The 12441-nt window shown below is 63.4% G+C and carries 14 protein-coding genes; 7 read left to right on the top strand and 7 right to left on the bottom strand.

What is annotated here, in order from left to right; all coding sequences use genetic code 11:
• Positions 1–45: 45 nt before the first annotated feature.
• The gene (locus tag GC1_RS04605; protein ID WP_019295634.1) at positions 46–492 is read left to right on the top strand and encodes a nucleoside deaminase; all 447 of its coding nucleotides are present in this window, start codon (positions 46–48) and stop codon (positions 490–492) included.
• A gap of 15 nt (positions 493–507) precedes the next feature.
• On the opposite strand, the gene GC1_RS21850 is transcribed toward GC1_RS04605, so the two are convergent.
• The gene (locus GC1_RS21850; RefSeq protein ID WP_019295633.1) at positions 508–1620 is read right to left on the bottom strand and encodes an adenylate/guanylate cyclase domain-containing protein; all 1113 of its coding nucleotides are present in this window, start codon (positions 1618–1620) and stop codon (positions 508–510) included.
• A 385-nt stretch (positions 1621–2005) separates the two neighbouring features.
• On the opposite strand from GC1_RS21850, the gene GC1_RS04595 reads away from it, so the two are divergent.
• Positions 2006–2254, top strand: coding sequence for a calcium-binding protein (locus tag GC1_RS04595; protein ID WP_019295632.1), 249 nt, complete (start codon positions 2006–2008; stop codon positions 2252–2254).
• Positions 2255–2528: 274 nt separating this feature from the next.
• The gene (locus GC1_RS04590) at positions 2529–3512 is read left to right on the top strand and encodes an NAD(P)H-binding protein (protein WP_019295631.1); all 984 of its coding nucleotides are present in this window, start codon (positions 2529–2531) and stop codon (positions 3510–3512) included.
• A 16-nt stretch (positions 3513–3528) separates the two neighbouring features.
• Here GC1_RS04590 and GC1_RS21845 read toward each other — a convergent pair whose 3' ends face one another.
• Both GC1_RS21845 and GC1_RS04580 read right to left on the bottom strand, forming a co-directional pair.
• Positions 3529–4203, bottom strand: a complete 675-nt coding sequence (locus tag GC1_RS21845; RefSeq protein WP_019295630.1) for an RT0821/Lpp0805 family surface protein — start codon at positions 4201–4203, stop codon at positions 3529–3531.
• A gap of 167 nt (positions 4204–4370) precedes the next feature.
• The gene (locus tag GC1_RS04580; RefSeq protein ID WP_019295629.1) at positions 4371–5975 is read right to left on the bottom strand and encodes a hypothetical protein; all 1605 of its coding nucleotides are present in this window, start codon (positions 5973–5975) and stop codon (positions 4371–4373) included.
• A 246-nt stretch (positions 5976–6221) separates the two neighbouring features.
• Here GC1_RS04580 and GC1_RS04575 point away from each other — a divergent pair, with 246 nt between their 5' ends.
• Positions 6222–7001, top strand: a complete 780-nt coding sequence (locus tag GC1_RS04575; RefSeq protein ID WP_019295628.1) for a hypothetical protein — start codon at positions 6222–6224, stop codon at positions 6999–7001.
• 10 nt (positions 7002–7011) lie between these two features.
• On the opposite strand, the gene GC1_RS04570 is transcribed toward GC1_RS04575, so the two are convergent.
• Together GC1_RS04570 and GC1_RS04565 are read right to left on the bottom strand one after the other, a co-directional pair.
• Positions 7012–7425, bottom strand: a complete 414-nt coding sequence (locus GC1_RS04570) for a hypothetical protein (RefSeq protein WP_019295627.1) — start codon at positions 7423–7425, stop codon at positions 7012–7014.
• Between the two features lie 14 nt (positions 7426–7439).
• On the bottom strand, positions 7440–8642 hold the full coding sequence (locus GC1_RS04565; RefSeq protein ID WP_019295626.1) for a pyridoxal phosphate-dependent aminotransferase: 1203 nt from the start codon (positions 8640–8642) through the stop codon (positions 7440–7442).
• Between the two features lie 97 nt (positions 8643–8739).
• Between GC1_RS04565 and GC1_RS04560 the strand changes: the two genes are divergently transcribed.
• The 3 genes from GC1_RS04560 to GC1_RS04550 all read left to right on the top strand — a co-directional run bounded on the left by GC1_RS04560 (position 8740) and on the right by GC1_RS04550 (position 9997).
• The gene (locus GC1_RS04560) at positions 8740–9156 is read left to right on the top strand and encodes a helix-turn-helix domain-containing protein (protein ID WP_019295625.1); all 417 of its coding nucleotides are present in this window, start codon (positions 8740–8742) and stop codon (positions 9154–9156) included.
• A 9-nt stretch (positions 9157–9165) separates the two neighbouring features.
• On the top strand, positions 9166–9423 hold the full coding sequence (locus GC1_RS04555) for a succinate dehydrogenase assembly factor 2 (RefSeq protein WP_029204757.1): 258 nt from the start codon (positions 9166–9168) through the stop codon (positions 9421–9423).
• Positions 9424–9499: 76 nt separating this feature from the next.
• The gene (locus tag GC1_RS04550) at positions 9500–9997 is read left to right on the top strand and encodes a MarR family winged helix-turn-helix transcriptional regulator (protein WP_193386808.1); all 498 of its coding nucleotides are present in this window, start codon (positions 9500–9502) and stop codon (positions 9995–9997) included.
• A gap of 518 nt (positions 9998–10515) precedes the next feature.
• On the opposite strand, the gene GC1_RS04545 is transcribed toward GC1_RS04550, so the two are convergent.
• Positions 10516–10944: a VOC family protein gene (locus tag GC1_RS04545; RefSeq protein WP_019295622.1), complete on the bottom strand. Its 429-nt coding sequence runs from the start codon at positions 10942–10944 to the stop codon at positions 10516–10518.
• Positions 10945–11015: 71 nt separating this feature from the next.
• Positions 11016–12437: a hypothetical protein gene (locus GC1_RS04540; RefSeq protein WP_237754555.1), complete on the bottom strand. Its 1422-nt coding sequence runs from the start codon at positions 12435–12437 to the stop codon at positions 11016–11018.
• Between the last annotated feature and the right edge of the window lie 4 nt (positions 12438–12441).

The raw sequence follows: 12441 nt of genomic DNA, 5'->3' as shown, positions 1-12441 counted from the left end.
AGGCTGGACTGAAATACTAGCAAAAACGGAAAGGGCAGTTTCAAAATGATGACAGATGACGACAAGCGCCTGCTGCGCATCGCCTATGAGGAAGCCAAGGCGGGATTCGAAGAGGGCGGCTGCCCGATCGGCTCAGTGCTGGCGCGGGGCGGCCAGGTGGTGGCGCAGGGGCGCAATCAGCGGGTGCAGAAGGGCGACCCGATTGCCCATGGCGAAATGGATGCGCTGCGCAAGGCCGGGCGGCAAAAGACCTACCGGGACACGGTGCTTTATACCTCGCTGTCGCCCTGCATGATGTGCAGCGGCACCATCGTGCAGTTCGGCATTCCGCGGGTGGTGATTGGCGATACGCAGAACTTTGGCGGCAACGAGGACTTCCTGCGCTCCAAGGGCGTTGAGGTGGTGATTGCCGAGGATTCGGACTGCATCGCGCTGATGGAGCGGTTCATCCGCGAGAAGCCGGAGCTGTGGTCCGAGGACATCGCAGAATAATCCTGCCCCCGTCTGTCAGCTGGTGAAAAACTCCAGCGTGCCGATGTTCTTGGCACGGACGGCGAATTTGCTTCCGTAGTGCTTCTGGTCGATCCCGCCCAGTTCATTGCGTAGCTCCGCGCTGATGCGGACCGGCCCGATTTGCCCGCCCTCCATCACGTCTTCCTGATGCGCCTGTTCCAGCCGGGCGGCCTTGTTCACCTCCGGGCCGATCAGGGTGAACTGGTGGCGGGTGGCGGAGCCGAAATCGCCGCTGAGAACGTAACCGGCGTGCAGGCCGATGCGCAGGCCGAGCGGCTGCTGTCCGATGGAGATGTCCGCCACTGCGGCCACCGCTTCCTCGGCGGCGCGCAGCGCGGAGGTGCAGATGCTGCGGGCGGAGCCGTCAGCGGTTCCGAGCACCCAGAAGGCCATCAGCCCGTCGCCGATGAACTTGTCGATATGGCCGCCATGCTGCTGGATCGGCTGGGTCTGGGCATTGAAGAACCGCTGCACGATGTCGGCGATCCGCTCCGGCGGCGTTCTGGTGGTGTAGCCGCTGAAGTTGACAACGTCCGAGAACCAGATCACCGCCCGGTCGACCGCGTAACCGGTCTGCTGGCCCGCGCCGGCCTGCATCCGGCGGCTGAGCGCGTATTCGTTGGTGTAGGCGTGCAGAATGCGGGTGTCATCGGCCAGCTGCTGGCTGAGCGAGGCTGTGCGGCGGCTGGCGCTACGCAGCTTGATCGAGATGATCTTGGCGATGTTGCGCCAGATCTTCCCGGCTTCCGGATGCTGTTCAATCTTGGCCTTGTCGACCACCAGCACCTCGACGCTGGTCTCATTGGCCACCAGGTCATAGATCCGCTGGTAGCCGTTGCCGACCAGATGCTGCTCTCCGACCACCTCGTTGCGGCGGCGGACAAACAGCGTGTGGCCGTCTTCCCGGATCGCAACGGAGCCCTCAACCACGATCCAGAGGCAGGTCGCCGGATCGCCGCGGGAGCAGAGATGCTCGCCTTCTGCAAAGCGGAAGGGGCGGGCGTCCAGCAGGTCGGGATCGAGCAGATCATCGGCCAGGCCGCACATCGCCATGGCCTCCGCATAGCGGGACCCCAGCGTGTTCAGTTTCTCGATTTTCGGTTTCATGGCAGTACCGCAACGGCGGCTCACGGGAAGATGAGGCTAGGTGCGGAGTCTAGCAATAATCCTGCGAGCTGGCCTTAACCTCGGTTGCGTTGCGGCAAAACGCGAATTGCTGAGTGCGGTTTGGTTCCCGGCTCCGGTGCATTTTCCGCGGGGCGGGCGGAAAGCCGCAGGAACGCCTGCCGGGCCTGCGCGGACAAAGGCCGACCCGGCTGTGAGGGCGGTAACCTGCTTATTTGAAACGGGAAAAACGGCGCTGTTGCGCCGGGGTTTTGGCCGGATGCGGTTGGGGGATGGTGCCGCGACCGGGCACGTCCTAGCTGTTTGCCACGGCTCGCGGGACACACCGCGGGCTGCAACAAACCAAATGATGACTGGAGTGTCTCACATGAAAAAGTTTGCCCTGACCGCCGCCGCCGTTGCTGCTCTGACCGCTTCGCCGCTGGCTGCAAAGGACCTGGCTGCAGAGCTGGACGCAGATGGCAACGGTACTTTCTCGCTGGAAGAGCTTCAGCTGGCGTTCCCGGAGCTGACCGCGGAAACCTTTGCCACCATTGATGCCAATGCGGATGGCGAAGCCGACGCGGAAGAGGTCACAGCGGCGATGGAAGCCGGCGTTCTGGCCAACGCGGGCTGATCCCGGGCTGAACCGCCAGTGTGCCGTCACTTGCACCCCTCTTGCCTTTCGGGGGGAGGCGCATAGTCCCTTCCAGCCGCGCAGGCGGCGGCACAGCGCAGAAAAGGCCCCGCGGGTTGCGGGGCCTTTTTTGCATGTCCGGCGGGTGGCGGTTGCGGTGCATTTCCCGTCGGGTTTCGGGGGCAGCCGCCGGCGGCTTGCCTGTAGGGTCTGCGCAGATTTGAAACCGCAGCGCCGGGCAGCCACGCGCCCGCGCCCTCAGGAGGCCCCCCCGATGTCCAAACCGATCGTTCTTATCACCTCGGCCACCGGCCGCATCGGCCGCGAGCTGGTGGCGCGGCTGGCGCAAGGGCAGCAGTTCACCGTGCGCGCCTGCTACTTCAGCGAAGCCAAGGCGGAACAGCTGAAGGCGCTGGGAGCTGATGAGGTCGTGAAATTCGACCTGTCGGATCCGGCCACCTGGGACGCGGCGCTGGAGGGCGTATCGGCGGTTTATTCCGCCTCGCTGGACCCGATGCTGGAGGGGCATCTGAACTTCTGCAAGGCGCTGGGGGCGCGCAAGGCGCAGATCAAACATGTTGTGCGCGTCAGCTGCATGGGGGCGGATACCAATACCGCTGACTATGATGCGGATACCCATGCGTCACGCGCGGGCGCAGGCATACCGCTGATGCTGCAGCACTACTGGTGGGGCGAGAAGGCGCTGATTGATGCAGGGCTGAATGTCACCGCGCTGCGCAATAACTTCTTCATGAATCACCTGTTGAAGACCGACTGCGAAACCATTGAAAACGAAGGCTGGTTCTCCAACCCTCTGGGCAGCATGCGCAATTCCTTTGTCGCCACACGCGACATTGCCGAGGCGGCGGCAGTGGTGCTGGCGGAGGGTCCGGAGCGGCACGGCAACAAGTTCTATGACATCACCGGCCCGGCGCCGCAGTCGATGGCGGAAATTGCCGCCGATCTGGGCCGCGCGATGGGCCGGGAGATCGAATACCGCCCGCAATCCATGGAGCAGTTCGAAGCTGATTTCGGCGCCACGCGGGCGGAATTCTTTGAGTATCTGACCAATGGCTTCTACACCCGCTGCAGCCCGGATTTCTACAACATCACCGGGCACAAGCCGACGTCTTACTACGATTACCTGACCACCAAGGGGGCCAGCGGCGAGACCGGCCTAGAAGAGCTGTGGCAGGGCAACCTGTGGAAGAAGGGTGTCGATGCGATGAAGGAGGCCGCCGCCGCCAAGGCGTCCTGATATCCTAGGCGGGCCGTCAGTCCAGGCTGACGATCCGCCATTCGCCGCCCTCGCGGCAGGCCAGGCCGCGGCGCCAGGAACCGCCGTCAAACCGGGCATCGAAGCTGCGGCAGAGCGTGCCGTTTTGGCTGCTGCGCGACAGCGGGCGCAGCGCATAGGCGAGGCCGGTCTGGGGGCTGCTGAAGTCGAAGACCTGGCTGTTGCCTGCGTATTCCAGCGCTGAGCCGATGCAGCGGCGGTCGTCCGCGCCCAGGCGGCGGCCGATTTCACCGCCCAGCAGGGCGCCCAGCACGGTTCCGGCCGCAATCGTGACGAGGTCGCCGTCGCCGGCCCGGGACCCTGCCGCTGCCCCAGCCGCGCCGCCCAGCAAGCGGCCCAGGGCTTGCGAGCTGCAAGAAGGCCAGGGCGCGGGCTGCGGTGCCGGACGGCTGCTGCCGCGCGCATAGGCAGCGGGCGGCGCAAATTGCGGGAAATGGGCAATATGGGAGCAGTCGCCCTTGGAAGAGGTCTTGGCGTCCCCCTTGCCGTATTTCAGGTGGTATTTGAACTGGCAGCGATGATCCTTGTACTCGTATTTGTACTGGTTGCCCTTGTCCTGAACCTTGATCGAGGGCCCGCCGGCCAGAGCGGGATGCGGCAGGGCCAAGGCGCAGAGAAACGGTAAGCTGCGGAGGAGGAAAGCGGGGCGCATGAGCGGTCTCGTATTCTGCCAGGGGCCGGGCAGAGACCCGGCGGAAACAGCACAACCTCAACCACGGAGCGGTGCCTGGGTCCAGCGGCGGCGGTGCAGCCCTGCCGGTAGCGGCAAAGCTTTGCCAATGCAGCGGCGGGGGCGCTGTTCCGCTTCCAGAGAGGCCGTCAGGCCGTTCCGGCTGCGGCTGCAGGCTGCTCTTCCTCTGGCCGGGTCTGGCTGGCCTGGTCCGGCAGCGCGCGGGTCAGACGCTTGATTGCGGCCAATCGGCGTGCGCGGGTCATGGGGCCGTAACTGCCCTCGCAGCCGTGCAGCGCATCCAGGTCCGCGGGGGCCTCGAAATCGAAGGGCACATCCGACAGTTGCGGGGCAAAGCGTTCAATGATGTCGAAGACCGGCACCGACTCTACCCGGTGCTTGTCCGCAAAGCTGAGCGACAAGGCGATCAGTTTGCGGCTGTTGAAGGGCGACATGTAGAAGTGCTGCCACAGGCCCGGAAACACGGCACCGATGGTGGAGCTGTAGTAGACCTCAAGAAACAGGAAATCGACTGCTTTGCTGCGGGCGGGTGTGTTCAGCGACTGCTGCCAGGCAGTGAAATCGTCCCGGAACAGCGCGGCCGTTTCAGGCCCGAACATATTGCTGGGCACAATCAGCAGCTTTCTGATCTGCCAGTTGATCACATCCCACAGCCCTTGCGGCCTCGTCACAAAGACGGCACGCAAAAGGTCGGTTTGATGGCCGCGCAGAATGACGGTGTTTTCGGGCAGGCCGTTGGCAGTGCCGTTCAGATGCTCAAGCGGCGGCGGCATCGGGGCGCCGGTTGTCAGGTGATAGATGCTGCGCCGCTTTTCGACTTCGGCTTCCGGCAGGGAAAAATCGCGTTTGTCCAGCGGTTCATGGCGCAGGTTCAGGCGCTGGCACAGGATGCCGCCGATGGCGGCGTCGCGCCGTGTTGCGTAGTTGTTGATATGGGAGAAATAATGCCGGATGCGGCCCGCATGGGGCTTGGCAAACGTCATGAGCAGGCGGCTGTCCTGGCCGCCGGTCACCGGCAGCGCCGTTGGGTGGGCAGCAGCAATGGCACCGATGTTGAAACTGGCCTGGGCATAGATCCGGTCGTAGATCTCTACCGGGTCTGCCGGGGCGTCCAGGCTGTCGTCCTCGCGGGGCCAGAAGCGGTGCTCGCGGAAGGTGCGCAGATCCAGGTAACAATTCGGATTGAGGCGCCGGACATGCTTGTCAGCTGTATGGAACAGGGAAATCTTGCCGCCGTGGTTTTCGACGTTATCCAGGTCGACTTTGGGATTGGGCACCACCGGACGGTCCAGCGCCAGCAGAGGAGAGGCGGCAACGCGGCGTGCCAGCGGGTCATAGACGGCGCCGATCATGGCGACCGGATCGGTGTAAAACCGTGCTTGGCCACCGCTTTCGGCGATGATGGCAAAACGGCCTGCGGTGTCCGTGATGAAGGCTTCAAGATGGTTCCAGAAATCCGCAGCGGTACTGTCCAGCGGCAGGTGCTGCTGCGGTCCGGACAGGAGGCCCGCCGGGCCGACTGCGATGCCTAGGAGGACGCCGAATTGGCGGCCCTGTGCATCATGCAGGGTGCAGGCGGGCAAGTCCTTGCCGGAATGAATATGCCATTGGCCGCAGGTGCGGCGGGCAAAGGAATGGATCTGTTCCACTTGCCGCGACACCACGTACTGGTAGCGGAACGCCTTGGCGAACAGCCGCGGGCGGTAGGGCCAAAGTCTTTGCGCTTCAAGCATCTGCTCTGCCGGAGCGGATGGTGCTCCGGCCCTCATCTTTTGTTGTTATGCTGTGATTTAGACCGGGATCTTGAGCGCCGGCCAGCAGTATCGGGGTTTCTGCCTGTGATTGAAACCGGGCCGTAGCATTCACATCACGCCGGGCGCTGCGGCCCGGGCTTTTGCCTGGGAAGGGCGCCTTGTGTTTGGGAAGGCCTGCAGCTGTGCTAGGCTTACGCTGTCTGTGACAGGCGGGAGCAGAAGGCCATGGTGCAGGACTTCGCAGGGCTGGCCTGGCGCCGGCTGGCGGCTGGGGTACTGGCCGGACTGTTTCTGTGCCTGCCCGCGGCGCTGGCAGAACAGGCGGACCGGCAGGCGGCTCCCCGTTCCGGGCTGATGTGGAACCGCACGGGGCTGCCCGCAGTGTTTCCCCTGCAAGTCAAATCGCCTGCAGGCGCTGATTACTATCTGGTGCTGTCCGGCAGCGGCGGTGACGCACTGGCGGCCTATGTTCGGGGCGGTGCCTTCTTTAAGGTACTGGTGCCGCCGGGGCGCTTTAAGCTGCGCTTTGCCAGCGGCAGGGACTGGAAGGATGAAGAGCGGCTGTTCGGGCCTGACACCGTGGTGTTTGAACTGCCGCAGGTGCTGGAGTTTGCAGTCCGCGGTGCGGGTCTTAAGGCTGGTCATCTGGTGACGCTGACACGGGAGTCTTCGGGCGGCGGGTTGCGGGCCGAGGTCAAAGGGCAATTCGTTTGCCAGATTGCCAGCCTGGAGGGGGCTGAGCCGTCCCGGATTCAGGCGGAGCCGCCCCGCGGGTTCATCCTGGGCGGCAATATGCATGCAAGGGCTGTTCTGCATCTGAGGTGGCGCCTGGGCCTGACCGGGGTGGAGCCGGGCACGCCGGACGCGCTGTGGCAGCGCAGCCTGTTTGTGCTGGGAAATCCGGGTCTGCCGAGGCACATGCCGCAATTTCTCAGCCCGCCCCAGCTGACGCGGTTTCAAAGCGGGTTCCGGTCATATTCCGTGCGGTCGCTGTACTGCGGTTGACGCGGCGGTCTTATTCCCCGCTGCGCTCTTTCATCAGCCGGTCGGCTTTTTTGCGCACCAGCACGCTGCGCAGGTCGTGCATCGCCAGCAAAAGCGCGTCGGTCACGTCTTCCAGCTGCTCCTCCGTTGCGCGGCTGTTGGCCCACTGAGCGGTGAGGTTCAAATGGTCGATGGCGCGGTGGATGTCGTCCACGTCGCGGGCTGCCAGGGTGGCGGCACGGGCCGCCATCCAGGATTTGATCTCGGCGAGGTCCTGACCGGTCAGCTGGCGCTGGCCGTGCGGTTTGATCTCGCCGTTGCGGATGTTCACAACGGCGATCTGGTCCATCTCGATCCGCCGGTTGCGGTTCTCGGTATCGACACGGAAGACAAAAGCGCCGTTCTCACGGACGCGGAAGTAATACTCCGGCAGATCGGCGCTCATGCTCGTGTCTCCTGTCAGGTCAGCGCGGCGCAGAAGGTCTGGATGCGGCGGCAGGCCTCTTCCAGCGCTTCGTCGGAGGTCGCGTAGCTGACGCGGAAGTTCGGCGACAGGCCGAAGGCGGCACCAAAGACCACAGCGACGTCTGCCTCCTCCAGCAGGGCGGTGGCGAAATCCTCATCGGTTTCAATCACTTTTCCTGACGGGGTCGTCTTGCCGATCAGCCCGGCGATGGACGGGTAGACGTAGAACGCACCCTCAGGCACGGGGCAGGAGATGCCCTCGATCTCTGACAGCATGGAGACCACCAGGTCGCGGCGGCGGACGAATTTTTCGTTGTTGGGCGCCAGGAAGGCTTGCGTGCCGTTCAGAGCCTCCACCGCGGCCCATTGGCTGACCGAGCAGGGGTTGGAGGTGGACTGCGACTGCACCTTGCGCATGGCGGCGATCAGCTTTTCGGGGCCTGCGGCATAGCCGATGCGCCAGCCGGTCATCGCATAGGCCTTGGAGACACCGTTGCAGGTGAGGGTGCGCTCATAAAGAGCGGGTTCCACCTGCGCCGGGGTGCAGAATTCAAACCCGTCATAGGCGAGGTGTTCGTACATGTCGTCGGTCATCACCCAAACGTGGGGGTGGCGCATCAGCACGTCAGTCAGCTCTTTCAGCTCTGCCCGGCTGTAGCCCGCGCCCGTGGGGTTGGAGGGCGAGTTGAAGATGAACCATTTGGTCTTGGGGGTGATCGCGGCTTCGAGCTGATCCGCGGTCAGCTTGAAATTGGTTTGCAGCGAGGTTTCGGCAATCACCGGGGTGCCGCCGGCCAGCAGCACCATATCGGGGTAGCTGACCCAATAGGGGGCGGGAATCACCACCTCATCGCCCTCGTTCAGTGTGGCCATCAGGGCATTGTACAGCGTCTGCTTGCCGCCGGTGCCGACAGAGACCTGCGCGGGCGTGTAGTCGAGACCATGGTCGCGCTTCATCTTGGCGCAGACGGCCTGTTTCAGCTCCGGGATGCCGTCGGGAGCGGTGTATTTAGTCTTGCCCGCGGCAATGGCGGCAACCGCCGCATCCTTGATGTTCTGCGGCGTGTCGAAATCCGGCTCGCCCGCCGACAGGCCAATGACGTCACGTCCCGCCGCCTTCAGCTCTGCCGCTTTTGCGGTCATCGCTATGGTCGGCGACGGTTTGACGCGGGATAAGGTCTCAGACAGGAAAGACATTGGCGGTGCCCCGGTTTGTATGTTGTGCGGAACTGTCATAGGTTGCCGCCAAACAGCGATCAAGCTGCATTGGCACTTTGAGTTAGGAGAACTGACAATGACTGAGCAGAACACAGACTGGTATGGCCCGGATGCAGCAACTTTCGGCGACCGCGTTGCAGCGGCGCGCGAAGCGGGCGGGATGACCCAGGGCCAGCTGGCACGCCGTATCGGCGTCAAGAAATCGACCCTCAGCGCCTGGGAGCGGGACCTGTCCGAGCCGCGCGCCAACAAGCTGACCATGCTGGCGGGCCTGTTGAACGTGTCGATGTCCTGGCTGCTGACCGGCGAGGGTGAAGGCATGTCCGAACCGGCGCCGCTGGAACTGGAAGTAGGCGATTTTGCTAGCGTCCTGAACGAGTTGCGCTCGCTGCGCAGCGAAATGCGCCAGAACGCGGAGCGTGCTGCGCGGCTGGAGAAGAAATTGCGGAGCCTGTTGCAGGTGAACGAGGCGCCGGCAGCGGAAACTGCCTGAGGCCTGATGATGCAAGAAGACCGTGCCACCCGCCTGAAGCGGCTGCAGATGCGCTCAATGCGCCGGGGTATCAAGGAAATGGATATCCTGCTGTCAGCCTATGCAGCCGCAAGCCTGGAGCAGATGGATACGGCGCAGCTGGATCTGTACGATCAACTGCTGCACGAAAACGACCAGGATCTGTACCAGTGGGTGACCGGTCAGGCGGAACCGCAGGAGCGGTTCCGCGCCCTCGTGGCGGACATAGCACAAACCCATCAAAAATAATAAAATTCCGGCTTAACTGATTTTTCGGGAATTGTTGGCATCTTGTCTTAGAAGCAAATTCGAGTCGGAGATGCGAATGAGTATGGAATTGCCAATTGGCCAGACGGACCGCAAAGGTTTCATGACTGGCTATCTGGAGGCGCTGGGTCTGCTTGAGCGCCTTCACCGCCTGCTGCTGGATGTCATCAAGGATGAGTTTGAGCGCGTCGGCGTGCTGGAGATCAATGCGGTCCAGGCGCTTTTGCTGTTCAACATCGGTGACAATGAGGTGACTGCCGGGGAACTGAAAACCCGCGGCTACTATCAGGGCAGCAACGTCAGCTACAACCTCAAGAAGCTGGTCGAAATGGGCTATATGCACCATCAGCGTTGCGAGATCGACCGCCGTTCCGTCCGGGTGCGTCTGACCCCGCGCGGCCGCGAGATCCGCGACATCGTGTCAGCGCTGTTCTCCCGCCATGCCGAAGGGCTGGAAGGCAAGAACGTGATTTCCTCCGAAGGGATCGAGGACATTACCGCCTCGCTGAAGCGGATGGAGCGCTACTGGTCGGATCAGATCCGCTACATTTACTGAAGCCAGACTGGGAAACAGACCAGCAGGCAAGAGGCCGCAGAGCCGGGGAACACCGGCAGGCCGCTGACAGGGCATGAGGGGAAACCATGCTCTGACCGAAAGCAAAGGGAAAGCGCCGGGCCCCGGACGGGGTCACGGCAGAAGGCCGCAGAAGCGCCGCCCTTTTTCCGGGATCGAAGTCTGTAAGAGACGATCAGACGGCACCGGCAGCCCCCATTGGGGGCTGCGCCGGTTTTTGGAGTTGCAAAAGGCTCTTATCCTGGCCGGGTGGCAAGCTGGCCTTGGCCGTTCGGCCTTTGGCGCCTGTTCCGGCCGGGGGGCTTGCTGGCCTTGCAGCCTGGTTTTCACGGCGGCTCAGCGCTGCTGTTGGCCGCGGTTAAGCCTGCGCCTGACTTCCGGGCGCGCTGCGTGCCGCTTCCCGCTGTATCTGATGCCAGGCTCTGCGGCCCGCCACCGGCAGGCCAGGCAGCCTTTCCAATGGCATGAGCCGCCGTTTGTCCCGTCGCCAAAGGCCTGCCTTACCAGTGGCCGGTATTTTCCATGCTGGCCCAAGGCTCTGCCGGGGGCAGGGACCCGCCATTTTGCAGCAGTTCGATGGAAATATTGTCGGGCGAGCGCACAAAAGCCATGTGCCCGTCGCGCGGCGGACGGTTGATGGTGACGCCGTTGTCCATCAGGTGCTGACAAACGGCATAAATGTCGTCCACCCCATAGGCAAGGTGGCCGAAATGGCGGCTGTCGCTGGGCAGCGCGTCGTCCCCGTCCCAGTTCCAAGTGAGCTCGACCGGGGCGTCCTCCTGACCCGGGGGCGCCATGAACACCAGGGTGAACCGGCCCTGCTCGTTGTCCCAGCGGCGGGTCTCCTTGAGGCCCAGCAGCGCAAAGAAGGCCATGGATTTCTCCAGGTCTTTCACCCGGACCATGGTGTGCAGATAGGTGAGGGGCATTGGCGGTCTCCTGTTTGGGTTTGCGGCCCCGGTGCATTCACCGTGCAGGCCCGTGCTGAACAGATACGGGGTCAGAACTTTGATTCAATGCCCAGAGAAACGGAAAATTCCGAACTGTCAAAGCGGCTGTGATTGGAACTGCGCTTGCCCGCGCGGACCCGCAGCATGGGGGCAAACCCTGCGTAATCATAATCTTCAAAGAATACGTTCAAATCCGCATAAAGCGACTGATCCTGGCGGCCGCCGGGTATGGTTTGCCAGCCAAAACCGTTGTGGAAAATGTGATCGGGATAGTCGGCGGCTCCCAAAATCAGTCCTGTGCTGACTTTGGCCGGGCCGATGGCCTCTGCAATAGCGTAGCCGATGCGCAGGGTTGCCGTAGTTCCTGCGGAGTTGACATTGCTGGTGTGGGTGTCGCGCAATCCAAGGGAGAAGCTGAGGCTGTTGCCGTTTTCCAGCTTTCGCGACAGCGAGGCGCCGAGGCCGAACACGTCGGCCCTCAGCAAGCTCAGGCGCGGATCAATCCGGTGTTCGGCGCTGCCGTTGATGGTGAGCCGGTTCTGGCTGGAGAGGGCCCAGCTGCGGGCGCCTGACAGCTTTACCAGATTGTAGTTGCGCCTGCCGCCATACCAGGAGGTTGCACCGGTCAGGGCGACACGGGCACTGCCGGCGCTTTCCTTGGGGCCTGCGGCAAAGGCGTGACTCAGAGTGATTTCGCCGTAGGTGGAGCCGAATTCGGAATTGCGGGGCACGCTGGTGCCGGTCTGCGCAGCCAGTGCGGCGGCTTCTTCCTTGGCGCTGGAAGACAGGGCGACGCGCTGGACGTAGAGGCGCCCGCTGAGAGACGTCAGGCTGGTTTCGCTTTGCCGCAGGCGGCGGCCGAGGCTGCTGTCCAGGGTTCCGATAAGACCGGAAAGGGCAATGGCGCGCGGGCCGAATCTGTTCTGGTGAGAGCTGAGCCCGTCGATTTCCTGAGTCGCCGCGTCAGAGCCGTTGTTCACGTTGTTCGACGGTTTCACCCCGCCGCTGAGGCGGAAGGACCAGGGGCTGATCCGGCGCAGGGCCTGGTAATCCTTGGCAATCAGCGCGTCGGATTTGCTGTCCGGGGAATGAACTGCCGTCCGGCGCAGCCAGTATTGAGACAAGGCCGGGCTGCCGCCCTGGAACGCCAGGCGCGAGGCCAGCTGGCCCATCTGGAACTTGGCGGCACTGTCGGGAGCAAAGCGAAAAGCACGGGCGGCGGCCTTGCGGCCTTTGGCGTGCTGACCGGCTTGGGCATAGGCCACCGCTTGCAGCTGCCAGGCTATGTGGTTCTTGCGATTGGCTTGCAGCAGCGCGTCAGACACCCGCAAGGCCAGCTGCGGATTGCCGTTGTCGAGAGCGTGCGCAGCCAGAATCTGACCTTGCTCCAATGTCAGATGGGCCTGAGTCTTCGGGGACTCCTGTGCCTGTGGCTGGCCGATGGAAACGGCCAGCCCAACAAATGCTGCCACAAAC

The organism is Leisingera sp. ANG1 (assembly GCF_000203975.2).
Taxonomy (GTDB): Bacteria; Pseudomonadota; Alphaproteobacteria; order Rhodobacterales; family Rhodobacteraceae; genus Leisingera.
The sequence above is the reverse complement of the archived record's forward strand: the minus strand, read 5'-3'. Positions and strand labels throughout refer to the sequence as shown.